Origin of the sequence: Actinoallomurus sp. NPDC052274, assembly GCF_040679475.1 — a bacterium.
Taxonomy (GTDB): domain Bacteria; phylum Actinomycetota; class Actinomycetes; order Streptosporangiales; family Streptosporangiaceae; genus Actinoallomurus; species Actinoallomurus liliacearum.
In genome coordinates, this window is the sequence record NZ_JBFAUT010000048.1 from 50,037 (window position 1) to 73,142 (window position 23,106).

20 protein-coding genes are annotated in these 23,106 nt (G+C 72.2%); 18 read left to right on the plus strand and 2 right to left on the minus strand.

Features of this window, described 5'->3' with window-relative positions; all coding sequences use genetic code 11:
- Positions 1 to 295: 295 nt before the first annotated feature.
- From AB0K82_RS32090 to ftsY, 14 genes are all read left to right on the plus strand, one after another.
- Entirely contained in the window at positions 296 to 916 is a 621-nt protein-coding gene (locus tag AB0K82_RS32090; RefSeq protein ID WP_364404257.1) for a HEAT repeat domain-containing protein, read from the plus strand.
- A gap of 193 nt (positions 917 to 1,109) precedes the next feature.
- Positions 1,110 to 1,688, plus strand: a complete 579-nt coding sequence (locus tag AB0K82_RS32095; RefSeq protein ID WP_364404259.1) for a hypothetical protein — start codon at positions 1,110 to 1,112, stop codon at positions 1,686 to 1,688.
- A 217-nt stretch (positions 1,689 to 1,905) separates the two neighbouring features.
- Positions 1,906 to 2,472, plus strand: coding sequence for a 16S rRNA (guanine(966)-N(2))-methyltransferase RsmD (rsmD, locus tag AB0K82_RS32100; protein ID WP_364404261.1), 567 nt, complete (start codon positions 1,906 to 1,908; stop codon positions 2,470 to 2,472).
- A 29-nt stretch (positions 2,473 to 2,501) separates the two neighbouring features.
- On the plus strand, positions 2,502 to 2,981 hold the full coding sequence (gene coaD / locus AB0K82_RS32105; RefSeq protein ID WP_364404263.1) for a pantetheine-phosphate adenylyltransferase: 480 nt from the start codon (positions 2,502 to 2,504) through the stop codon (positions 2,979 to 2,981).
- Positions 2,982 to 3,133: 152 nt separating this feature from the next.
- Positions 3,134 to 3,718 (plus strand): DUF177 domain-containing protein, encoded by a 585-nt coding sequence (locus AB0K82_RS32110; RefSeq protein ID WP_364404265.1) that lies wholly within the window; start codon positions 3,134 to 3,136, stop codon positions 3,716 to 3,718.
- A gap of 1 nt (position 3,719) precedes the next feature.
- Positions 3,720 to 3,896: a 50S ribosomal protein L32 gene (rpmF, locus tag AB0K82_RS32115; RefSeq protein ID WP_252776286.1), complete on the plus strand. Its 177-nt coding sequence runs from the start codon at positions 3,720 to 3,722 to the stop codon at positions 3,894 to 3,896.
- A gap of 173 nt (positions 3,897 to 4,069) precedes the next feature.
- Complete coding sequence (gene rnc / locus AB0K82_RS32120) at positions 4,070 to 4,789, plus strand: ribonuclease III (RefSeq protein ID WP_364404267.1); 720 nt, start codon at positions 4,070 to 4,072, stop codon at positions 4,787 to 4,789.
- Positions 4,790 to 4,865: 76 nt separating this feature from the next.
- The gene (gene mutM / locus AB0K82_RS32125; RefSeq protein WP_364404269.1) at positions 4,866 to 5,720 is read left to right on the plus strand and encodes a bifunctional DNA-formamidopyrimidine glycosylase/DNA-(apurinic or apyrimidinic site) lyase; all 855 of its coding nucleotides are present in this window, start codon (positions 4,866 to 4,868) and stop codon (positions 5,718 to 5,720) included.
- A 27-nt stretch (positions 5,721 to 5,747) separates the two neighbouring features.
- On the plus strand, positions 5,748 to 6,026 hold the full coding sequence (locus AB0K82_RS32130; RefSeq protein WP_364404271.1) for an acylphosphatase: 279 nt from the start codon (positions 5,748 to 5,750) through the stop codon (positions 6,024 to 6,026).
- Between the two features lie 167 nt (positions 6,027 to 6,193).
- Positions 6,194 to 6,391 (plus strand): hypothetical protein, encoded by a 198-nt coding sequence (locus AB0K82_RS32135; RefSeq protein WP_252776295.1) that lies wholly within the window; start codon positions 6,194 to 6,196, stop codon positions 6,389 to 6,391.
- 305 nt (positions 6,392 to 6,696) lie between these two features.
- Entirely contained in the window at positions 6,697 to 10,353 is a 3,657-nt protein-coding gene (gene smc / locus AB0K82_RS32140; RefSeq protein WP_364404273.1) for a chromosome segregation protein SMC, read from the plus strand.
- A gap of 168 nt (positions 10,354 to 10,521) precedes the next feature.
- Positions 10,522 to 11,184: an FAD-binding oxidoreductase gene (locus AB0K82_RS32145; protein ID WP_364404275.1), complete on the plus strand. Its 663-nt coding sequence runs from the start codon at positions 10,522 to 10,524 to the stop codon at positions 11,182 to 11,184.
- 9 nt (positions 11,185 to 11,193) lie between these two features.
- Complete coding sequence (locus AB0K82_RS32150; RefSeq protein WP_364404277.1) at positions 11,194 to 11,847, plus strand: DivIVA domain-containing protein; 654 nt, start codon at positions 11,194 to 11,196, stop codon at positions 11,845 to 11,847.
- Between the two features lie 211 nt (positions 11,848 to 12,058).
- On the plus strand, positions 12,059 to 13,219 hold the full coding sequence (gene ftsY, locus AB0K82_RS32155; protein WP_364404279.1) for a signal recognition particle-docking protein FtsY: 1,161 nt from the start codon (positions 12,059 to 12,061) through the stop codon (positions 13,217 to 13,219).
- A 4-nt stretch (positions 13,220 to 13,223) separates the two neighbouring features.
- On the opposite strand, the gene AB0K82_RS32160 is transcribed toward ftsY, so the two are convergent.
- On the minus strand, positions 13,224 to 15,218 hold the full coding sequence (locus tag AB0K82_RS32160) for a LuxR family transcriptional regulator (RefSeq protein WP_364404281.1): 1,995 nt from the start codon (positions 15,216 to 15,218) through the stop codon (positions 13,224 to 13,226).
- 563 nt (positions 15,219 to 15,781) lie between these two features.
- Between AB0K82_RS32160 and AB0K82_RS32165 the strand changes: the two genes are divergently transcribed.
- A complete protein-coding gene (locus AB0K82_RS32165; RefSeq protein WP_364404283.1) occupies positions 15,782 to 17,335 on the plus strand; it encodes a PP2C family protein-serine/threonine phosphatase in 1,554 nt (517 codons plus the stop codon).
- 12 nt (positions 17,336 to 17,347) lie between these two features.
- Positions 17,348 to 18,427 (plus strand): B12-binding domain-containing protein, encoded by a 1,080-nt coding sequence (locus AB0K82_RS32170; protein ID WP_364404285.1) that lies wholly within the window; start codon positions 17,348 to 17,350, stop codon positions 18,425 to 18,427.
- 40 nt (positions 18,428 to 18,467) lie between these two features.
- Here the strand turns inward: AB0K82_RS32170 and AB0K82_RS32175 are convergent, their stop codons facing one another.
- Positions 18,468 to 20,762 carry a LuxR C-terminal-related transcriptional regulator gene (locus AB0K82_RS32175; protein WP_364404287.1) on the minus strand — a complete coding sequence of 765 codons (2,295 nt, stop codon included), beginning with the start codon at positions 20,760 to 20,762 and terminating at the stop codon, positions 18,468 to 18,470.
- Between the two features lie 416 nt (positions 20,763 to 21,178).
- Here AB0K82_RS32175 and AB0K82_RS32180 point away from each other — a divergent pair, with 416 nt between their 5' ends.
- Both AB0K82_RS32180 and AB0K82_RS32185 read left to right on the plus strand, forming a co-directional pair.
- On the plus strand, positions 21,179 to 22,597 hold the full coding sequence (locus AB0K82_RS32180) for an ammonium transporter (RefSeq protein WP_364404293.1): 1,419 nt from the start codon (positions 21,179 to 21,181) through the stop codon (positions 22,595 to 22,597).
- The gene (locus tag AB0K82_RS32185) at positions 22,594 to 22,932 is read left to right on the plus strand and encodes a P-II family nitrogen regulator (protein ID WP_252776317.1); all 339 of its coding nucleotides are present in this window, start codon (positions 22,594 to 22,596) and stop codon (positions 22,930 to 22,932) included. The genes AB0K82_RS32180 and AB0K82_RS32185 overlap by 4 nt, the downstream gene beginning before the upstream one ends.
- Positions 22,933 to 23,106 lie beyond the last annotated feature (174 nt).

Sequence of the window (23,106 nt, forward strand, 5' to 3'; positions counted from 1 at the left end):
CGGCGGGCGGCCCGCACGCCGCCGGCCGCTGATCGCGAAGCTTCGGCGCCCGATCTCATTTCCATACCATCTCGGTTGACAAAATAGGGAAGCGAGTTCAGGCTGGATACGTGCACCGGAGAGCTCCGCTGATCGTGCGGCTCCACGTCGACCTGCGGCGACAGGCCAGCGCCCTGTGTCGCCGGGGCTGAGCCCTCGTCCCAGGGGCCGCGCCCGTCGCGGCCGCGCCGCGCGTGGAGAGGCCGTGTCCTCCGACGCGTCCCGGCGTCCATCAGACGACTCTCCGGAGGAACACATGACCGTCATCGACCTGCCGCTGCCGCCGACGCGGCGCGTGGAGGAACAGGCCGGCAACAGGCTCGCCCGCGCCCTCGGCGACCGGGACGCCCGCGTCCGCCGGGCCGCGGCCGGCGCCCTCATCGACGAACAGGAGGTGCTGGTCGGCGAGGAGGGCGTGCGCGACCTCGTCCAGGCCGCCGCCACCGGCGCCGACTCCTACGTGCGCGCGGTGGCGGCGGAGCTGGTGCGCGCCATGCGGGCCGCCGCCTGGGACATCTACGCCCTGGCCCTGCGCCGCGACGACCCCGGCCGCGCAGAGACGATCCGCGGGCTGGCTCTGCTCAGGGCCGCCGCCGACCTCGGCGAGATCGCCCTGACCGATCCGTCCTGGCGCATCCGGGAGAGCGCGGTGGCCGCCCTCGCGGCGCTGGGCCCGCGCGCCGCGATCGGCCCGCTGACCAGCGCGCTCGACGACGAGGTCGTCGCCGTCCGCCTGGCGGCCGTACGGGCGCTGGCCCGCTGGGCGGCCGACCGGCACTACGCCCGGTCGGCGCTGACGGCCGCGCTGGCGGACCCGGACCCGGGCATCCGCGCCGAGGCCCGCTGGGCCCTGGCCGCCCCGACCTCCCGTCCCTGACGAAGCGGTCCACTGGTCCGCGGAAGGCTCGGCGAAGCACGCCCGGAATTGGGAGGAATCGGACTCGATGCCGCCCTGCGGGCCGGTTCGCCGAGCCTCGCGTCCGGCCCGGACGCCTCGATGTCGATCACGGTCTCCCGACGCGCCGGGAAGGTCGTGGCCGCGATTCTCCGTCTGTGGTTACGCTCCCGCAGTGGAGCAGAAGCGCGACTTTCCGGTCCCCGTCGCCGCCGCACCCGCCTACCTGATCGCCACCCTGGCCGCCGTCTCGGGCGTCGGTGCGCTTCTCGTGCTCGTCCTCGTGGGATACCTGCTGCTCACCATGCGAGGGCTGTCGGAACAGGCCGCGGCCGGTCCCGTGTTCGTGATCTTCCCAGCTCTCGGACTGGGCCTGCTGGCCTCCGCCGTCGGGATGGCGTTCCTCGCCCGCTCGGAGTTCCGGCTGCTGCGCACCCCGCCCGTCTTCACGACCGAGGGCGTCCGGCTGCGGGTGTTCGCGCGGCGCGGCTACGACGTGTTCGTGCCCTGGGAGCGGGTCTCGCGGCTGCGGGTCGCGGAGAAGGGCGCCCGGCCGTACCTCCTGGTGGACGTCGCCGACGCCGATGAACTGACGCGCGGCGACCCGGGCCGGGCCGAGCGGCTGCGCCGGACCGCCGAACGCTTCGAGGGCGCGGCGGTCGTGTACGGGCTACGCGGCGCCCTCATCCGCGCCCCGGACCTGGGCGCGGTCGTCGACCGCCTCAGCGCCGGAACCATCGCCCTCGATTACTGATCGCGCCGGGCCGGGGCAGCGTGGCGGCCGGCGGCTCGGCAGGTTGGGGGAGCGGGGGTGACCTGACTCGTCGTGGGGAGGGGCGGGGCTCGGCGGGTTGGGGGAGCGGGGGAGTGACCCGACTCGTCGTGGGGAGGGGCGGGGCTCGGCGGGTTGGGGGAGCGGGGGAGTGACCCGACTCGTCGCGGGCAGGGGCGGGGCTCGGCAGACTGGGGGAGTGACCCGACTCATCGCAGGAGCGGCCGGTGGCCGGCGCATCTCCGTCCCCTCCGGCCGCGACACCAGGCCGACCAGCGACCGGGCCCGCGAGGGACTGTTCGCCACGGTCCACTCGCTGCTCGGCGACCTCACCGGGCTGCGGGCGGCCGACCTGTTCGCCGGGTCCGGGGCGGTCGGGCTGGAGGCGCTGTCGCGCGGCGCGGCCCACGTCCTGCTCGTCGAGTCGGCGCCGCGCGCGGCCAAAGTGATCAAGGCGAACATCGCCGCCCTCGGCCTGCCCGGCGCCGAACTGCGGACCGACCGCGTCGAGCGCGTGCTGCGGAACCCGCCCGAGGAGCCGTACGACCTCGTCTTCGCGGACCCCCCGTACGCCGTGACCGGCGAGGTCGTCACCCGGATGCTGGAGGATCTGCGCGACAACGGCTGGCTGGCCCCGGACGCCCTGGTCGCGGTCGAACGCGCGACCCGCGACGAGCCGGTGCGCTGGCCGGCCGGGTACGAGGAGGGCAGGGCCCGTCGATACGGGGAAGGGACCCTTTGGTACGGTCACGCCGCAGGTCACTGACGGCTTCCTCAGCGAAGGGTGCTCACCTAGTGCGCCGTGTTGTCTGTCCGGGCTCGTACGACCCCGTCACCAACGGCCACCTCGACATCATCAGCCGCGCGTCGCGGCTGTATGACGAGGTCGTCGTCGCGGTCCTGATCAACATCTCCAAGAAAAGCCTCTTCACCGTCGACGAACGCGCCGAGATGATCGCCGAGGTGACGAAGCAGTACGGCAACGTGGTCGTCGAGAAGTTCCACGGGCTCACCGTCGACTTCTGCCGCGAGCGCGACATCCCCGTCATCGTGCGCGGCCTGCGGGCGGTCAGCGACTTCGACTACGAGCTGCAGATCGCGCAGATGAACCATCAGCTCGCGGGCGTCGAGACGATGTTCATGGCCACCAACCCGCTGTACTCCTTCCTGTCCTCCAGTCTGGTCAAGGAGGTCGCGCAGTACGGCGGGGACGTGTCCGGGCTGGTGCCCGAGTCGGTTCAGCAACGCCTCATCCGGCGGTTCTCCCAGTCCTGAGCGCCTCCAGGCCACGCCGGAGCGCGCCTCGAGTGGTCGCGACGTACCCCGGAACGCCCGGTCCGCCGGGTCCTGAGGGGCCTCCGAGTTGGGAGAACGCCCGCACGTTGGTAACCTTGCCAATCGACCTTGTACGACGGCGGTGATGCGCCATGCCTCACGGAAGCAGGAAACACCTGACCCGCATCGATCCCCGAGCCCCCTTCGTGATCGACACGACCACGCTGGGCCGCAGACCGGGATCGATGCGCGAGGACTCCAGGACCGTGCCGGCTCCGGCGGATCTCGGCGTCGAGATGGTCGGTGTACCCGAGGGCGCCGACATCGAGCTGGACTTCCGGCTCGAGGCGGTGATGGAGGGCGTGCTCATCTCGGGCACGGCACGGGCACCTCTCACGGGAGAGTGCGCGCGCTGCCTGGAGCCGGTCACCTCGTCGATCGAGGTGGACTTCCAGGAGCTCTACGTCTACTCCGACACTCGCTCCGGCGAGAGCGCGGGGGAGGACGAGCGCCGTCTCGAGGGAGATCTCATCGATCTCGAGCCGGTGGTCCGGGACGCGATGGTGCTCGCACTGCCGCTGTCCCCGCTGTGCCAGGACGACTGTCCCGGCCTGTGCTCGGAGTGCGGGGTGCGGCTGGCCGACGCCGAGCCGGACCACCACCATGAGGCCGTCGACCCCCGGTGGGCGGCATTGCAGGGCATGTTGGATCAACGACAAGAAGACCAGGAGGGCTGACGTGGCCGTTCCCAAGCGTAAGAAGTCGCGCAGCAACACGCGGCACCGTCGCTCGCAGTGGAAGACCCAGGCGCCGACGCTCGTGCGCTGCCCGCAGTGCCGCGACGAGAAGCTGCCGCACACCGCGTGCCCGACCTGCGGCACCTACAACCGCCGACAGGTCGTCGACGTGGCCTGAGCGACGTTCTCCGGGGGCGGCCTGCGCCGCCCCCGATCGTCTCGCGATGAAGACTCGCCCGAGGCCGTGGCGGACGCCGGAGACACCCGGCGTGCGCCTCGCCCTCGCGGAACCTTCCTCGGAGGAAGAACCGTGAGTTACCCGCCCGCCGTGGCCCTGGTCGTGGGGGCCGCATGAGATCCGACAACTCGGCGGCCGACCGGCGTCCTCTCGAGGAGGCCCTCGGAGTCAGCCCCGACCCGGCCCTCCTCGAACGCGCCCTCACTCATCGCTCCTACGCCTACGAGAACGGCGGCCTGCCGACCAACGAGCGGCTGGAGTTCCTGGGCGACTCGGTGCTCGGCCTGATCGTCACCGACACGCTGTTCCGCAACCACCCCGACCTGCCCGAGGGCCAGCTGGCCAAGCTGCGGGCCGCGGTGGTCAACATGCGGGCGCTCGCCGGGGTGGCGCGCGCGCTCGGCCTGGGCGCCTACATCCGCCTCGGCCGCGGCGAGGAGGGCACCGGGGGACGCGACAAGTCCTCGATCCTGGCCGACACGCTCGAGGCGCTGATCGGAGCCGTCTACCTCGACCTGGGCCTGAAGGCCGCGGACGAGCTGGTCCACCGGCTGTTCGACGCGCTCATCACCCGCTCGGCAAGCCTGGGCGCGGGGCTGGACTGGAAGACGTCCCTGCAGGAGCTGACCGCCACGGAGGAGCTCGGCGTGCCCGAGTACCATGTGGAGGAGAGCGGCCCGGACCATCAGAAGACGTTCCGCGCCGTGGTCATCGTCGGCGGGACGGAGTACGGCCGCGGCGAGGGGCGCAGCAAGAAGGAGGCCGAGCAGCAGGCGGCCGAGACCGCGTGGCGGGCGATCCGCGAGGGCTCCGGGGGAGACCCGCGGCAGTGACCCGCGCCTCCGCCGGCCCTCCGGTCGGCGGGGCCCGGCGCCGCAGGCCCGTTGACGCTGATGGAGGAGGTCCACCGTGCCCGAGCTACCGGAGGTCGAGGTCGTCCGGCGGGGCGTCGAGCGCTGGGTCGTCGGCCGTACGGTCCGGACGGCCGAGGTGCTGCACCCCAGGTCGGCGCGCCGCCACACCGAGGGCCCTGCGGACCTGGCCGCGCGGATGACCGGGCGGACCGTCGCCGGAGCGCGGCGACGCGGGAAGTACCTCTGGCTGCCGGTCGGCGACGACGAGGCGCTGCTGGCCCATCTCGGCATGAGCGGGCAGTTGCTCGTCGATGATCCGGACCGGCCGCCGGAGAAGCACCTGCGCGCCCGGTTCACCTTCACCGACGGGGGACGCGACCTGCGGTTCGTCGACCAGCGCACCTTCGGCCACCTGATGCTCACCGGCACCGAGGACGGCGTCCCGGAACCGATCACGCACATCGCCCCGGACCCGCTGGAGGACGCCTTCGACGAGGACGCGTTCTACCGGGCGCTGCGGCGCCGGCGTACGGGCATCAAGCGGGCGCTGCTCGACCAGTCCCTGATCAGCGGCGTCGGGAACATCTACGCCGACGAGGCGCTGTGGCGGGCACGGCTGCACTGGGCGCGGCCGACCGAGACGCTGACGCGGACCGAGGTGTCGAGCCTGGTGGCGGGAGTCCGCGAGGTCATGGCCGCCGCGCTGAAGGCGGGCGGTACCTCCTTCGACAGCCTGTACGTCAACGTGAACGGCGAGAGCGGCTACTTCGAGCGGTCGCTCAACGTCTACGGCCGGCGCGACGAGCCGTGCGCGAGGTGCGGCAGCCCCATCCGGCGCGACGCCTTCATGAACCGCTCCTCCTTCACCTGCCCCACCTGCCAGCCCCGGCCCCGGCGGGCGCACTACTGAGGTCCCGGCGCGGCCTACGATCGGGGGATGGACGAGCACGTACGGCTGACGGCCTGGGCGCGCGGGCGGGTGCAGGGGGTCGGCTTCCGGTGGTGGGTGCGGTCCCGCGCTCTGGAGCTGGGGCTGAGCGGTTCGGCGAGCAACCTGGTGGACGGCCGCGTCGAGGTGATCGCCGAAGGGCCGCGGAAGGACTGCGAGGAACTCCTGGACCTCCTCCGAGGCGGCACGACGCCGGGACGGGTGACCGGCGTATCCGAGCGTTGGACGGAGCCGCGAGGCGGGCTTCACGGCTTCGTCGAACGGTGATCGGTCTGAGAGGTCTGCTAAACTTGTACGGACAGGTTGTTACGGGTCTGTGACATCTGTCTTGACCGGCTCTCCGGCCGGTGCGACCCTAGTTGTTACGCGCACCTCAGGAAGCTTTCCGTGCGCGACCATTCCTGCTGGTCACTCAGCGTGGAGGACCCTTAATCATGGCGAAGGCTCTACTCGGCCACGTCGGCGGTCCCGACCCCCGCATGGTTGCGGAGATGCGGCGCCTGCAGCAACGTGTCCGTGACCTGGAGGCCGAGCTCGTACGGCTCCAGTCCGAAAACGACGCGCTTGCCGCTGTTGCTGACAACGAAGTCATGGCGCTCGCTACCAAGGACCGCGAACCGGCGCTGACCTGAGGTCAGTGTCGACGCGTAAAAGGGACGTCGATCCGACGTCCCTTTTTGTTGGCCGCAAAGCACGCGTTTCCGAGGTTTGAGAATTCCCGCCGCGGCCCGCTCCTGGTTCGGGCCGCATCGGGCCCGGAGCGGGGATCGCCGGGAGAGGCGCCACGCGCGACGTCCGACCATGGCACATCGGTGAAAGTCGGATACCCGATCTCGAAGGGGCCCGGCCGGTATCGTGCTGAGATGGCCGGGGCGTCGGTGGCGTGCGGCGCGGGACGGTCCACCCGTCCGCGGGCGCAGAAAGGATCGGTGGGCGCTTGTACTTGAAGAGCCTCACGTTGCGGGGTTTCAAGTCCTTCGCGTCCTCGACCACGCTGCGCCTCGAGCCCGGTATCACCTGTGTCGTCGGACCCAACGGCTCCGGCAAGTCGAACGTCGTCGACGCGCTCGCCTGGGTGATGGGAGAGCAGGGCGCCAAGTCGCTGCGCGGCGGGAAGATGGAGGACGTGATCTTCGCGGGCACGTCCTCGCGCCCGCCGCTCGGCCGCGCCGAGGTCGTCCTGACGATCGACAACTCCGACGGCGCGCTGCCCATCGACTACTCCGAGGTCACGATCAGCCGGCTGATGTTCCGGTCGGGGCAGAGCGAGTACTCCATCAACGGCGATCCCTGCCGGCTGCTGGACGTCCAGGAGCTGCTGTCCGACTCCGGCATCGGCCGCGAGATGCACGTCATCATCGGGCAGGGCCAGCTCGACCGGGTCCTGCACTCTGGCCCCGAGGGGCGGCGGGCGGTGATCGAGGAGGCCGCGGGCGTCCTCAAGCACCGCAAGCGCAAGGAGAAGGCCCTGCGCAAGCTCAACGCGATGCAGGCCAACCTGACGCGCGTGCAGGACCTCACGACCGAGCTGCGCCGCCAGCTCAAGCCGCTGGGCCGGCAGGCCGAGATCGCCCGGCGGGCGGCGGTCATCCAGTCCGAGCTGCGCGACGCGCGGCTGCGGCTCCTCGCCGACGACCTGGTCACCCTCACGGCCAAACTGGAGCAGGAGGCGGCCGACGAGGCGACGATCCGCGAGCGCCGCGCGGCCGTCGAGCAGGCACTGGCGCAGGCCCAGCAGCGGGAGACCGCCCTGGAGGCCGAGGCCGCCGAGCAGGCGCCGATCCTCGCCCGCGTCCAGGACACCTGGTACCAGCTGTCGTCGCTGCGCGAGCGCCTGCGCGGTGTCGGCGAGCTCGCCGCCGAGCGTCACCGCAACGCCGTGGAGGCTCAGGCGGAGGAGCGCCGGGGCCGTGACCCGGAGGACATGGAGCGCGAGGCGGCGGAGATCCGGGCGCAGGAGGAGGTCCTCGGCGCCCGGCTCGAGGCGGCGCAGGACCTCCTCGCCGAGGCCGTCGACCAGCGCGCCGTCGCGGAGGCCGCGCTGAAACAGGAGGAGTACCGCCTGCAGGACGCGGCCCGCGCGGCCGCCGACCGCCGCGAGGGGCTGGCCCGGCTGCGCGGCCGGGTCGAGGCGCTGGGCAGCAAGGTCCAGGCCACCGAGGCGGAGATCGGCCGGCTCGCCGAGGCCCTCACCGACGCGCGGGAGCGCGCGGCGGTGGCCCAGGCCGAGTACGAATCGCAGGACGCCGAGGCCGCCGAGGACCCGGCGCTGGCCGCCGAGCACGAGCGCGCCCAGGAGGTCCTCGAACAGGCGAAGGATGCCGTCGAGCACGCCCGCGAGGCCGTGGAGGAGCCTCGGCGGCTCGTGAAGGAGGCGCGCGACCGCGTGGCCGCGGCGCGCGGCGCCGACCAGGCGGCGCAGAAGGAGCTCACCGCGCTGCAGGCGCGCGTGGAGGCCCTGGACCAGACGATGGGCAGCGCGGCGGACGGCGGGGAGATCCTCCTGTCGGCCGACCTCGACGGCGTGCTCGGCACGATGGCGTCCCTGCTGTCGGTGGAGCCGGGCGCCGAGATCGCGGTGGCGGCGGCGCTGGGCGCGGCCGCCGAGGCCGTCGCGGTCGCCTCGCTCGACACCGCCGAGGCCGCACTGACCCTGCTGCGCGCCGAGGACGCCGGGCAGGCCGGGGTCGTGGTCGGCGCCGGACCCGATGAGCGGCAGGAGCACCTCGCCCTTCCGGACGGCGCCCGTCCCGCCGCGGACCTCGTGACGGCCCCGGAGCCGTTGCGGGCCGCGATCCGTCACCTGCTGACCGGCGTCGTGGTCGTCGAGGACCTGCCCGCCGCGGCCGCGCTCGTACGGGCCAGGCCCGAGCTGCGCGCGGTGACGCGCGACGGGGACCTGCTCGGCGCGCACTGGGCGCTCGGCGGTGGCGGCAAGCGGCAGAGCCTGCTGCAGATGCGCTCCGCCCGCGACGAGGCCGCCGAGCGGCTCGCCGCCGCGGAGGCCAGGGCCGAGGGCACCGCGGTCGCCCTCGATGAGGCCGTCGCGGCCGAGCAGCGGGCCCAGTCCGTGCTGGAGGCGGCCCAGGCGGCCGTGGGCGAGGCGCAGAGCGGGGTGAACCGCGCGCAGGGCGGCCTGGACAAGGTGCGCGCCCGCATGCGGGAGGCGGCGGCCGAGGCAGCCCAGGAGGCCAAGCACGTGGCCCGGCTCCAGGCCGCCGCCCAGGCCGCCCGGCAGGAGGCCGAGCGCCTGGCCCGGTCCCTCACCACGGCCGAGGAGGCGCGGGACCGCGACCTCGCGGCGGCGGCGGAGCTGCGGGAGCGCCTGGAGATCGCCGAGGAGGAGCCGCTCGACGACGACGATCAGGACACCACCCGCCGCGACGAGCTGAACGACCGGTGCCAGGAGCTGCGGTCCGCCGAGATGGAGGCGCGGCTGAACGTCCGCACCGCCGAGGAGCGCGTCTCGGCCATCGCGGGCCGGGCCGACGAGCTGGAGCGGGCGGCCGACCGCGAGCGTCAGGAGCGCGCCCGCGCCGCCGAGCGCCGCCGCCGTCTCGCCCGCGACGCCCGGGTGGCGCAGGCCGTGGGCGCCGGCGTCCAGCGGGCGCTCGCCCGCATCGAGGTCTCGATCGCCGCTGCGGTGGCCGAGCGGGAGACCCACGAGCAGGCGCGCGCCGCCCGCGAGGAGGAGCTGAAGGCGGTCCGGACCCGCGTGCGCGAGCTCACCGGCGAGCACGAGAAGCTCGTCAACGTCGCGCACGGCAGCGAGGTCGCCCGGGCCGAGCAGCGGCTGCGACTCGAGCAGTTCGAGGAGCGGGCGATGGAGGAGTTCGGGCTGGAGGTGGACGTGCTCGTCGCCGAGTACGGCCCCGAGCAGCCGGTGCCCCCGGCCCCGGACGCACCAGAGGACGCCGCACCCGAGCCGTACGACCGGGCCAAGCAGGAGAAGCGCGCGAAGCAGGCCGAGCGCCAGCTCACCCAGCTCGGCAAGGTCAACCCGCTGGCCCTGGAGGAGTTCGCGGCGCTGGAGGAGCGGCACGCGTTCCTGACCTCACAGCTGGAGGACCTCAAGAAGACCCGCCGGGACCTGCTGACCGTCGTCAAGGAGGTCGACGACCGGGTCCAGCAGGTGTTCGCGGCGGCGTACGAGGACACCGCGACGCAGTTCGAGGGGATCTTCTCCCGGCTCTTCCCGGGCGGGGAGGGGCGGCTGTCGCTCACCGACCCGGAGGACCTGCTCACCACCGGGGTCGAGGTGGAGGCGCGGCCGCCGGGCAAGAAGGTGAAGCGACTGTCGCTGCTGTCCGGCGGGGAGCGCTCGCTCGTGGCCATCGCGTTCCTCGTCGCGATCTTCAAGGCGCGGCCGTCGCCGTTCTACGTGCTCGACGAGGTCGAGGCCGCCCTGGACGACACCAACACCCAGCGGCTGATCGGCATCTTCGAGGAACTGCGCGAGTCGTCGCAGTTGATCGTGATCACCCACCAGAAGCGCACGATGGAGGGCGCGGACGCCCTGTACGGCGTCAGCATGCGCGGCGACGGTGTGACCCAGGTGGTGAGTCAGCGCCTCCGGGAGCCGGAGCCGGCCTGACCCGCGGCCCCAAGCGCCTGACCGACGCCTCCGCGCGCCCTGACCGGCGGCCCGAAGCGCCTTCCACCGATGGCTTCGGGAGGGCCCTGACCGACGGCTCCGGGGACCTTGACCGGCGGCCCGAGGCGGCCTTGACCGGCCTGACCAGGACATCCTCCGGTTTCCTTGGTGCAAGGGGGCAAGGCAATCAATACGTATGTTTTGTACCATCTTGTCCCAAATTGCGCTTGTCAGGCGGTCTCCCTCGAGGTCCCGGCGCGGTTGCGGATGTGGCGTTACTACTCGCCGGCCAACGCGCCCCGGCCCGACAACACCCTGGACTTCCACGTGCAGTTGATCGACGGCGGTCCGGTCAGTCCGGTCCTCGTCCGGTCGCTCAACGTGGGCGACTGGATCAAGCTCGGCCCCCCGGTCGGCACGATGACCATCGACGAGCGGTCGGGGCGCGACGTGCTGCTCATCGGCGGCAGCACGGGCCTGGCACCGCTGAAGGCGATCCTCGAGCAGATCGCCGCGCGGCCCAACCCGCCGCGCGTCCACCTCTTCTTCGGCGCGCGGTACATCGACGGGCTGTACGACCTGGAGGATCTGCAGAAGCGGTCGGCCGGGGCACCGTGGCTCACCGTGATCCCGGTGGTCTCCGACCACGATCCCGGCCCGGCGGCCGAGCACGGCATGCTCGCCGATGTCATCGGACGGTTCGGACAGTGGCAGAACCACGACGCCTATGTCTGCGGCTCGCCAGGAATGACCGACGTGACAGTCGGTCGGCTCCTGCAGTTCGGGTTGAGCCAGGACCGTATCCGAATCGACAAATACGCGGACGCTTAGAGGAGACCGATGACCTCCCCCGATACCCATGCCGCCCAGCGCCTCACCCCGGCTGAGCTGCAGGCGGTCAACTTCCAGCGCGCTCCGCTCGGCCGCCGCGGGTTCGACGAAGACCAGGTGAGAGCGTTCCTGGGCCAGGTCGAGCAGGAGCTCGTCCATGTCCTCAACGAGAAGGCGGCCCTGGAGAACGAGGTCACCCGCCTGCGTGACCGCATCGCCGGCGGCGGGCCCGAGGCCGCCGCGGTGCAGCCGGAGGACGCCCATCTCCAGGCCGTGCGGATCCTGTCGAACGCGCAGCAGACCGCGGACCAGTACGTCGCGGACGCGCAGCGCTACAGCCGTGAGGTCGCCGAGGAGGCACGGCGCGGCCGCGACGAGATCCTCGCCGACGCGCAGTCCCGCGCCACCCTCGTCCTGGAAGAGGCGCACCGGCAGGCGTCGCACGCCGCCGAGCAGGTCGCCCCGTCGACCGAGCCGATGTCCGGCGACGAGCGCCGCGACCTCGAACGCGAGATCGCCTACCTCCGGACCTTCAGTGACGTCTACCGCACGCACCTGCGCACCTACCTGGAGTCCCTGCTGCGCAACGTCGAGGAGTGGGAGAAGTCCGAACGCGACTCCCTCTCCGGCGGCGCCTCCACGATGTTTCCCCGGACGCCCTGACGGCGGGGCGCCGCCACGCCGTACGGAAGGCTCGGAGAATGTTTCCGCCGCCGATGGGAACGTCGGCGGATGCCCCGGTTCGCCGGGGCCGCTCGGAGGGATTCTCCGAGCCTTCCGCTCGGTCGCACGGGAGGACGACGCGACCGGGCGGACGATGACCTGGTAGGGACGCGAAGGGGAGCCCGCGCCTTCTGCGAGACTGGGACACGCTATGGAATACGTCATTCTCGCCATCGCCATCGTGGTGCTCGCCGTCGCGACGGGTGTGTTCTTCCTAGTCCGGGGCACGCGCCGTGCCGTGCCGCCGCCCCGGGCACCGGAAGCGCCCAAGACACCGGAGGCACCGCGCGGCGGCACGGCCGTCATCGAGGAAGAAGAGCTCGTCGCGCCGCCCACGCGGGCGCCGACCCCCGAGGCGCCGCCCGCGCCGCCCGCGCTCGAGATCCCGCCGCCGTCCGCCGGCCGCCTCATCCGCCTGCGGGCAAGGCTCTCCCGTTCCCAGAACGCCCTGGGCAAGACCCTTCTCACCCTGCTGTCCCGCGACACGCTCGACGACGACGCGTGGGACGAGATCGAGGACACCCTCGTGCAGGCGGACGTCGGCGTCGCGCCCTCCCGGCAGATCGTCGACGACCTGCGCACCAAGGTGAAGGTCTACGGAACCCGCAGCCCGGACGAGGTGCGGGGGCTGCTGAAGGACGAGCTCCTCGGCCAGATCGGCAAGGACTGGGACCGCTCCCTGCGCACCGAGCCGCACGGCGCCCAGCCCGCGATCATCTTGGTCGTCGGCGTCAACGGCACCGGCAAGACCACCACCTGCGGCAAGCTCGCCCGGGTCCTGATCGGAGACGGACGGACCGTCCTGCTCGGTGCGGCCGACACGTTCCGCGCCGCCGCCGCCGATCAGTTGGAGACCTGGGGGTCGCGGGTCGGCGCCGAGATCGTACGCCGGGAGGAGGGCGCGGATCCGGCGAGCGTCGCGTTCGAAGCCGTCAAGAAGGGCATCGAGGACAACGTCGACACCGTCATCGTCGACACCGCGGGCCGCCTGCACACCAAGACCGGGCTGATGGACGAGCTCGGCAAGGTCAAGCGCGTCGTCGAGAAACAGGCCCAGGTGGACGAGGTGATCCTCGTTCTGGACGCGACGACCGGGCAGAACGGCCTGCGCCAGGCACGGGTCTTCGCGGAGGTCGTCAACGTCACCGGCATCGCGCTGACCAAACTCGACGGCACCGCCAAGGGCGGCATCGTCATCGCGGTCCAGCGTGAGCTGGGCGTTCCGGTGAAGCTCGTCGGCCTCGGCGAGGGCCCCGACGACCTCGCGCCCTTCGACCCCGAAGCCTTCGTCGACGCGATCCTGGGCGGCTGACGGGTCAGGCTTCGTAGAGGGCGTCCGCGACGGCGGTGGCCAGGTCCAACTGGGCACCGCCGCGGAACTCTCTCCCGAAGGCCCGGGACCCCAGCGCCTCCCTGGCGCGCGTCTCGCACTGCTGGTGCGAGCGGACGTGGTACGGCAACTGCGTCGGCGACAACCCGAGCTCGTGCCAGATCCGGTCCGCCGCGCCGAGCAGGCGGGCCGCGCGCTCCTGGGCGCCACCGGCGCTCGCGGTCCACGCCAGCACCTCCAGGAACTGGGCGAGCCCCCAGCGATCCTCGATGACGGACCACGGCGCGGCGACCTGCAGCATCATCGTCTCCGCCCGCCGCCAGTCGCCCTGCTTCCACGCCGCGAGCCCGATGGCGAACAACGCGTACGCGCGGAACAACGGCGCGTCCCGGGCCTCGCACAGGGCCATGAGCTCCTCGCCGAGCGCCGCGCCGAGATCCGGGTCCTTGGCGACGCAGAACATCGACGCGAGGTAGAGGTTGATGCCGACGGCGTTGAGGTCTCCGGCATCCCAGTGGCGGTTCCGGGCCTGTTCCAGCAGCGCGAGCCCGCGCCGGTCGTCCCCGGCCGACAGCGCGGCGATACCGGCGACCATGGTGGCGAAGGCCGCGGCCGTGACGTCCCTCGTCCTCTCGGCGAGCGTCTGGCACTCCTCGATCCGGGCGACCGCCGTGGACAGATCACGCTGGTGCAGGGCGAGCAACGCGTCGGCCCACAGGGCGGTGAGCCGGGCCCGGCCAGGAGTGGAGACGAGCCGCAGTCCTCGTTCCAGCCAGTGTCGTCCTTCGGTGAGGGCCCCGGCGAGCAGCCAGAACCCCCACAGCGCCGAGGCGACCTCCAACCCGGTCGCCGCCGAGGCCGGCCGAGCGTAACACGCGTCCATCGCGGCACGGATGTTCGGCAGTTCGACCTGCAGCGTACGGAAGGAGTCGAGCTGATCGGAGGTCATCCGATCGATCCGGAACCGTCCGACCAGCGACGCGTAGTGGGCGCAGTACCGACCGCGCAACCGCTCCTCCTCGGCGGGGGTCAGATGCTCGCGGCCGTACGCGCGGATGCTGTCCAGCATGCGGTACCGCAGGCCGGTCCGGAGACGCTCGGCGGTCAGGACCGACTTGTCCACCAGCCCGGCGATCAGGTCGAAGATCTCGTCGCGGTCGATCTCCCCGCCGCCGCAGACCTCTTCGGCGGTGTCGAGGTCCACTCCGCCGGGGAAGGTCGCCAGGCGTGCCCACAGATGGCGTTCGGCGGGGGAGCACAGGCTGCGGCTCCAGTCCATCGTGGCGCGAAGTGTCTGGTGGCGCGGCGGTGCGGCCCTGTCACCTCCGGTCAGAACGGCGAAGCGGTCGTCGAGGTCGCTCAGGAGCCGATCGAGCGGGGTGCTCCTCAGGCGCGCGGCGGCGAGCTCGATCGCCAGCGGGATCCCGTCGAGGCGCTGGGAGATGCGGGCGACCGTGCCGGCGTTGGCGGCGGTGACGCTGAAACCGGGGCGTACGGCGGCGGCCCGGTCGGTGAAGAGCCGTACCGCCTCGGACCGGGCGATCTCGCGGGTCGGCGCGTGCTGGTCGGCGACCGGCAGGGAGGAGATCGGCAGTACCTGTTCGCCGAGCACGCCGAGCCGGTGACGGCTGGTGGCCATGATCCGCAGGCGGGGGGTGGTCCGCAGCAGCCGGTCCACGAGGGCCGTGCAGGATTCGAGGAGGTGCTCGCAGCCGTCCAGCAGGAGCAGCATCCGCTTGTCGGCGAGGCGGGCGAGGAGGAGCGGCATGGCCTCCCGGTCCATCTCCCGGATCCCCGCGGCGGCGGCCACAGTGGGAACGAGCAGCCTGCCCTCTTCGAGCGAGGTGAGCTCCACGATCTGCACCCCGTCGGGGAACCAGCCCCGCAGCACCCTGGCGGCATGGAGCGCGAGCCGTGTCTTGCCGACGCCGCCGGCGCCGGTGAGCGTGAGCAGGCGCGTCCGTGGCAGGAGCCGTCTCACCTCGGACATCTCGCGTCTGCGGCCGACGAAGCTCGAACCGTCGGGATACCGGCGATCCCTGTCGAGTACGTCCTGAGCAGGCATGTCTTTGCGGGTATGGAGATCGGTGACCGAAAGGATCACTGATGGCCGGCGCCGCGGACTCGTTGATCATTCGACGCGGGCCCTGGGCCGGATCATCGGTGGCCTGTGCGGCCCCCAGAATCGGGATCGGGGGCTTCTTGGAATTGCGCGCCCTACGCCGCGAGCGCCGCGCGGGCGTCGAAGCCGAGTTTACGCGGGACGCGCTTCGTACCGCCGAGCGACCCCGTCGGCAGCGGGACGGAGCCGTACCCAGGGGGCGGCCTTGCGACCGGTGTGGCGGGGAGCGTGTAATGGAAGCTGTTTCCGACACCGAATGAGGGACGGTCGTCTCACCGCACCGTTCCGACCGGACAGAGGGTGGTGGGGCTCCGAGTTCGCGGGTCCTGCACGTGGACGTTTTCAGCGCTCCTTCGACGACCCGGCCTGGCCCCGGGCGGGTCACCAGCGCACTGTGGGGCGCGGCCCCGTATCCCGTCCTGATGGCCGACGCCGACGGCCGGGTGGTCGAGCTCAATGAGGCCGCCGTCCGGCTGTTCCCGCGAGCGATGCCCGGGGCCGACTTCGCCGCGACGATGCCCGGGTGGCTGGCGGAGGCGCACCGTTTCGCGAGTGGATCCGGCATCGAGGGCGAACCGGTGTGGGGCCGGGTGGGGGAGCGCAGCTTCGAGGCGTACCCGACCCGCTCGCCGGACGGGAACGTGGTCTGGTGGCTGGTCGAGGACACCGACCGGCGGCAGGCCGAGGTCACACTGTGCGCGGAGCGAGGGCGTACGGCGCTCCTGGCGGATGAGTCGAACGCCATCCTGTCGACGCTGAACGTCGACCGGTGCATGGAGGTCGCGGTGCGGCTGGCGGCCGAGCAGCTGGCCGACGCCGCCGTGCTCGTGCGGCCCGCGGTCGGAAAACGGCTGCCGGCGGCCTTCGCCGTCCGGGGTGGCGAGGTCGACCGCCGCACGGTGCAGGCCGACCCCGCCGAGGTGCCCGGACTGAGCGAGGCCCTGCGGGGCTTCCCGCCGATCCCGTCCTGCTGGATCGCTCCCGGCCAGTTGCCGCCGTGGGCCGTTCCGGAGGGCTTCGACGGGCCGGTCGGCGCGGTCGTGGTCACCCCGCTGCCCGGACACGGCATCCCGGAGGGCGCGCTCATCCTGCTGCGCCGTCGTGACCGGCCCGAATATAGCCGGAACGAGGAGGTCTTCGCCCGGCTCTTCGCGGCGCGGGCGGGCGCGGCGCTGTCGGCGGCCCGCGCGTTCGCCGACCAGGCGGGGATCACCGAGATCCTCATGCGCGAGTCGCTGCCGCCGCAGTTGCACCGCGTGCGCGGTGTGGATCTCGCCGGCGGGTACCGCGCGTCGGTGCGCGGCGAACTGGTCGGCGGTGACTTCTACGACGTCCATCCCGGCGCGGAGGAGGGCGAGGAGTCTCTCGTCGTGCTGGGCGACGTGTGCGGCAAGGGGCTGGAGGCGGCGGTCACCACCGGCCAGATCCGCGCCACGCTGCGGGCGCTGCTGCCCATGGCCGACGATCACCTGCGGATGCTGTCTCTGCTCAACGGGGGGCTGCTGAGCATGCGACCGGATCGGTTCGTCACCTTGGTGCTCGCGTCGGCGGCGCGGGCCGGGGATCGGGTGCGGCTGCGGCTGACCGCCGCCGGGCATCCGCCGCCGTTGATCGTCCGTTCCGGCGGTGCGGTGGAGGAGGCCGCCACGCGGGGTTGCCTGATCGGGGCATTCCCCGACATCTTCGCGTCCACCGCCGAGGTCGAGTTGGCGCCGGGTGAGACGTGCGTGCTGTACACCGACGGCATCACCGAGGCCCGCGGCGGCCCCTTGGGCGACGCCATGTTCGGTGATGAGCGCTTGAAGGACGCGCTGTCCGGCTGCGCGGGGATGCCCGCCGAAGCCGTCGTCGAACGCGTGCTGATGCTCGCGGCGCAGTGGGCCGGGAGCCGCGGCCACGACGACATGGCCGTCGTGGCGATCACCGCCCCCGAAGACAGGATCCCCCGAAGCGGCGGAGCACCGCCCATCCCGTGAGGAGATCCGACGATGACAACCGCGATTCCCGGACGTTCGGACACCGAGCTGCTTTCCGCCCGGCTGTGGGACGCCGTGCACGAAGGAGACGAGTACGCGGCCACCGACGTGGTGCTACCGGCGGTGGATGCCGGGCTGGACGCCGAGTCGGCGCTGCTCGATGTGATCGCGCCGGTGCAGGCCAGGGTCGGCGCGGAGTGGGCCGCGAACCGCATCAGCGTGGCCGAGGAGCACACCGCGACGGCCATCAACGACCGTGTCGTCGCCGCCCTGGCCCACGACGCGGCCGTGCCGCGGCCGAGGCGGGGAGAGGGAAGGGTCACCGTGGCGTGCGTCGACGGCGAGTGGCACGCGCTGCCCGCCCGCCTGCTGGCCGAGACCCTGCGCCTGCGGGGCTGGCACGTCGACTTCCTCGGCGCGCACGTACCGGTCACGCATCTGATCGACCACCTGCACCGTACGGGATCCGACGATCTGGCCCTGTCCGCGTCCATCGCCGCCCGCCTGCCCGCCGCGCACGCGACGATCACGGCATCGCACGCCGTGGGCGTCTCCATCATGGTCGGCGGCGCGGCCTTCGGCCCCGACGGCGGCTACGCCGACCGGCTGGGCGCCGACGCCTGGGCGCCCGACGCCCGCACCGCGGCCGCCCGCCTCGAGGAGATCCTCGCCCGGCCGTACGTCCCACCGCCCGTGCACGAGCCGGTGGACGACCTGCCGCATCTGGCCGACCAGGAGTACACCCTGGTCACCCGCAGCGCGCCCCGGCTCGTCGCGGCGGTCCTGACCGCCCTGGAGGAACGCTTCCCGGCCATGGCGAGCTACAGCGAACGGCAGCGCCAGTGCATCGCCGAAGGCGTCGCCTACATCACCGAGTTCCTCGGCGCCGCCCTCTACCTGGACGACTCCGCGCTGTTCACCCGCTTCGTCACCTGGGCCGGCGACATCCTCACCGCACGCGGCGTCCCGGCCTACTCGGTCACGCTGGCCCTGGACCTGCTGGCCGAACAACTCAAGGACTTCCCCCGCGCCGTCGCCCTGCTCCGGGACGGCGACGCCGCGCTGCAGGCCGTCGGCTCCGACCGGCCGTGAAGGCGGGCGGCCCGATCGCCCGGCGCGGGCCCGAGCCCGGTCATCGATGACCCGGGCGGCCTCCGGGGTCGGGATCAGGGGCCTCTTCGCTGAGCTCCGCGACCCACGCGGCGATCTGCGCGCGCGAGCTGAAGCCGAGCTTGCGCAGGATACGCTCCACATGCCCTTCTGCGGTCCGCTGAGCGACCACGAGCGCGGCGGCGATCTCCTTGTTGCTCATCCCCTTGGCGATGAGCCGGGCGACCTCCGTCTCCCGGTGGGTCAGCGGTGACAGGCTCCGCTGGTCCGGCGGCAACGGTGCGGCCTGCACCTCGCCCTCCCGGAGGGCGTACGCCGTCGTCTCGGCGGTGGAGAATCCACACCCCTCCTCGAAGAGCGCGTCGAAACGCGGGCCCCCCAGACGATCCCGGATCGCCCTCTCGCACTGCTCGCGATACTTCGCGAGGTACACGTACGGAGGGCCGCCCACCTCGCGCCAGATCTCCCGGAGCGCTCCGACCATGCGGGCCGCACGCTCCAGATCGCCCTCGTCGGTGCCGATCCAGGCCAGCACCTCCACGCACAGCGCCATGCCGATGCGGTCGTCGAAGGGCTGCTTCAACCGGATGGCCTGCTGTTCCAGCTCCGTCGCGCGCTTCAGGTCGCCCTCCCGCCAGACCTCGATGCCGAGGACGGACAGCGTGTAGGAGCGGAACCAGCGGTCCTGCCTTGCCTCGCAGAGCCGCAGGCACTCGTCGAACAGCGCGACGGCCTCATCGGAACGGCCGAGCAGGGAGTACACCGTGGCGACGTACATCAGCGTGTTGGCGACGCCCCTGTCGTGGGCCAGCGCGCGGTGGCGCGCCAGCGCGTCCTCCAGGATCGCCCCGGCTTGTGTCAGGTCGTGCCTGATCAGCGCGGCGAGACCCGCGACGTACTGGCACTGCGCGAGGACCAGCGGCTCGTCGCGGCCCAGCGTCCGGGCCTCCTCGAGCATCGGCTCGGCGGCCGCGAAGTCGCTCTGGAGGACGGCCAGCCGGGCGTGCACGCACAGGGCGGCGGCGCGGGCGGCCGGCGAGCCGGAATCCGCGACGAGCAGCTTCTCGAACCAGCGTCGGCCCTCATGGAGGAGATCGGCGGCGATCCAGTAGAACAGCAGGCCCGACGCGGTGTCGAGACCGGTGTCGATCTCCTCGGGCGTCGAGAGGCAGTAGTCGAGGGCGGCACGGATGTTGCCGTGCTCCAGCCGCAGCCGGTGGAACCACGACACCTGGTCGGGGCCGAACCACTCGCGGTCCGCCCGGGCCACAAGGTCGCGGTAGTAGTCGCGGTGGCGTCGTTGGACGCGGGCCTCGCCGTCGGAGGCGATGAGGCGTTCGTGGCCGTACTGGCGGATGGTCTCCAGGAGGCGGTAGCGGACGGTCTCGGCGTGTTCCTCGCGGACCAGTACTGATTTGTCGACGAGTCCGACGACGAGGTCGAGGACGTCTTGGCGGGCGATGCCGTCGCCGGCGCAGACGGATTCGGCGGCTTCCAGGTCCAGGCCGCCGGAGAAGACCGAGACACGTTCCCACAGGAGGCGTTCGGGCTCGGTGCACAGGCCGTAGCTCCAGTCGACCAGCGCGCGCAGGGTCTGGTGGCGGGGCAGGACGGCGCGCGATCCGGAGGTGAGCAGCCGGAACCGGTCGTCCAGGCGGGCCAGCAACTGCTGTACCGAGAGCACCCGCAGCCGCACCGCCGCCAACTCGATGCCCAGCGGCAGACCGTCCAGCCGGCGGCAGATCCGTACGACGGTCTCCCGGTTGTCCTCCGTCAGGGTGAACCCGGGCACGACCGCCTCGGCGCGTTCGGCGAACAGCCGGACCGCGTCGCCGGCCGCGACACCGGCGTGGGAGCCGGCGACGGCGTGGCCGGTCACCGGCAGGCTGGGCACCGACAGGGTCTGCTCGCTGACGATGCCGAGGGCCTGGCGGCTGGTGGCCAGAATCCGCAGGCTGGGGCAGGCGCGCAGCAGCGCCTCGGTCAGCACCGCGCACTCGCCGACCAGATGTTCGCAGTTGTCCAGGATGAGCAGTGCCTGGGCGTCCTGAAGGTGGTCGATCAGCACCTGCAGCGGCGGACGGGCCGAACGGTCACAGATCCGCAGAGCCTCGCACACCGCCGGGACGAGCAGGTCGGGGCTGTTCAGCGCGGCGAGTTCGATCAGCCACACTCCGTCGGGGAAGGCCCGGTGGACCAGCGCGCCCACGCGGAGGGCCAGCCGGGTCTTGCCGACCCCGCCGACCCCGGTCAGCGTGACCAGCCGGGAGACCGACAGCAGTCGTTTGACCTCGGCCACCTCGTGCCGACGTCCCACGAAACTCGTCACCTCGGCCGGGACTCCGTGGATCTGTCCGGGCCGTGTCGTGTCGGATGCCCCCGCCATAGTGTCGCCTCGGGACCGATCCGGCGCGACGCCCGCCGCTCCGGCACCGCGGTCCAGGTCACAGCGTATGCGCGCATTGCCGGGAAGTGACATTCGGACGGGCTCCGGCGACCGGCGGCACGGTGCGCCAGAGGCTGCTGTGACCGGTGCGACGGGATGGCCCGGCCTCATGTGAATTTTGGCCATATGCAGTGAGGAAACCGAAACACACCTGAAACACCGGATCGCAGGGTTTCACACCGGCGAAACACTCATGCCCCGTCGGTGAAACCGCGCTGCTCGAAGCTCCAGAGCAGTATCGACCACCTCACCGAAGGGACGACCGCATGCCGCCGGACGTTCTGAAATTGATGAATTCGGGCGACACCGCCTGGTTGCTCGCGAGTTCCGCTCTCGTCCTTCTCATGACTCCCGGCCTCGCGTTCTTCTACGGTGGCATGGTCCGGTCGAAGAGCGTCCTGAACATGCTGATGATGAATTTCGCCACGATCGGCATCGTCAGCGTTCTGTGGGTCTTCTACGGCTACTCTCTCGCGTTCGCCAAGGACGTGGGGAACCACGGGTTCATCGGCGGCCTGGGCAAGGTGGGCCTCAAGGACACCCTGATCTCCGCCTCCGGAACCTCGCCCGAGCTGGCGTTCGTGGCCTTCCAGCTGATGTTCGCGATCATCACGCCGGCTCTCATCAGCGGTGCCGTCGCCGACCGCGTCAAGTTCGGCGGCTGGTGCGTGTTCGTGGCCATCTGGGCGACGGTCGTCTACTTCCCGGTCGCGCACTGGGTGTTCTTCTTCGGCGACACGACGACGACCAAGGACGGCGGTTTCCTCGCCGACCACATCGGCACCCTCGACTTCGCCGGCGGCACCGCGGTCCACATCAACGCCGGCATGGCCGGCCTCGCCCTGGCCCTGGTCGTCGGCAAGCGTGTCGGCTGGCCGAAGGAGCCGATGCGGCCGCACAACGTCCCGTTCGTACTGCTCGGTGCCGGCCTGCTGTGGTTCGGCTGGTTCGGGTTCAACGCCGGGTCCGCGCTGGCGGCCAACGCCCAGGCGTCCGTGGCGTTCGTCAACACCCAGGTAGCGACGGCCGCCGCGGCACTCGGCTGGATCATCACCGAGCGGATCCGGTACGGCAAGTGCACCGCGCTCGGCATGGCCTCCGGCGCGGTCGCCGGCCTCGTGGCGATCACTCCGGCCTGTGCCTCGGTCAACCCGGTGGGCGCCATCATCCTCGGCGTCATCGCGGGCGCGCTCTGCTCGGTCGCCGTGGGCATCAAGCACAAGTTCGGCTTCGACGACTCGCTCGACGTCGTCGGCGTGCACGCGGTCGGCGGCGCGGTGGGCGCGCTGCTCATCGGCTTCCTGGCCACCCCGACGGTCACCGGCATCCTCACCCCCGCCAAGGGCGACGGCCCGGCTGGCCTGTTCTACGGCGGAGGCCTCTCCCAGCTCGGCAAGCAGGCCATCGGCGTGGCGCTGGTCGGCGTGTACTCCTTCGTCCTCACCTGGATCATCGGCAAGGTCCTCGACAAGGTGATGGGCCTGCGCGTCAGCGAGGAGGACGAGGTGTCCGGCATCGACCTCGCCGAGCACGCCGAGAGCGCGTACGAGATCGGAACCGTCCACGGCGGGTCCGGCGGCGGATCGGGCATCCTGGCCTCGCTCACCGTCGACCGCGCGAGGGCGGCCGGCGGCGATGAGAAGGGATCGGGCGGCGGCAAGAACTCCGTGGGCCCGGGTGAGAAGAAGGTGGAGGCGGACGCATGAAGCTCGTCACCGCGGTGATCAAGCCGTTCAAGCTGGACGACGTCAAGGCGGCGCTGGAGACCTTCGGGGTGCACGGCCTCACGGTCAGCGAGGCCAGCGGGTACGGCCGCCAGCGCGGGCACACCGAGGTCTACCGGGGCGCCGAGTACAAGGTCGACCTCGTACCCAAGCTCCGCGTGGAGGTGCTCGTCGACGACGAGGACGCCGACGACATCGTCGACGTGATCGTCAAGGCCGCCCAGACCGGCAAGATCGGTGACGGCAAGGTCTGGTCGGTCCCGGTCGACACCGTCGTCCGCGTCCGTACCGGGGAGACCGGGCCGGAGGCGCTGTAAGCGTGGCGGACGTGATCGGGGAGACGCACGGCCCGGCGGGCGGGGTCGCCCCGCCGGGCCGTGCCCTCTCCCGGACGTCGGCGACGGCCGACGCCCGTGCCGCGCTCGGGGCGGCACGGGCCGGCCGCGCCCCGGGCCAGGGCCCCGGGCTCGCCCGCCGGCGCGGCGCCGGGG

What these genes read in the sequence shown, in the direction of transcription:
- AB0K82_RS32090 (WP_364404257.1), top strand. Translation starts at nt 296, where the DNA reads ATGACCGTCATCGACCTGCCGCTGCCGCCGACGCGGCGCGTGGAGGAA.
- AB0K82_RS32110 (WP_364404265.1), top strand. Translation starts at nt 3,134, where the DNA reads ATGCCTCACGGAAGCAGGAAACACCTGACCCGCATCGATCCCCGAGCC.
- rnc (WP_364404267.1), top strand. Translation starts at nt 4,070, where the DNA reads ATGAGATCCGACAACTCGGCGGCCGACCGGCGTCCTCTCGAGGAGGCC.
- AB0K82_RS32130 (WP_364404271.1), top strand. Translation starts at nt 5,748, where the DNA reads ATGGACGAGCACGTACGGCTGACGGCCTGGGCGCGCGGGCGGGTGCAG.
- AB0K82_RS32135 (WP_252776295.1), top strand. Translation starts at nt 6,194, where the DNA reads ATGGCGAAGGCTCTACTCGGCCACGTCGGCGGTCCCGACCCCCGCATG.
- AB0K82_RS32150 (WP_364404277.1), top strand. Translation starts at nt 11,194, where the DNA reads ATGACCTCCCCCGATACCCATGCCGCCCAGCGCCTCACCCCGGCTGAG.
- ftsY (WP_364404279.1), top strand. Translation starts at nt 12,059, where the DNA reads ATGGAATACGTCATTCTCGCCATCGCCATCGTGGTGCTCGCCGTCGCG.
- AB0K82_RS32165 (WP_364404283.1), top strand. Translation starts at nt 15,782, where the DNA reads ATGGCCGACGCCGACGGCCGGGTGGTCGAGCTCAATGAGGCCGCCGTC.
- AB0K82_RS32170 (WP_364404285.1), top strand. Translation starts at nt 17,348, where the DNA reads ATGACAACCGCGATTCCCGGACGTTCGGACACCGAGCTGCTTTCCGCC.
- AB0K82_RS32185 (WP_252776317.1), top strand. Translation starts at nt 22,594, where the DNA reads ATGAAGCTCGTCACCGCGGTGATCAAGCCGTTCAAGCTGGACGACGTC.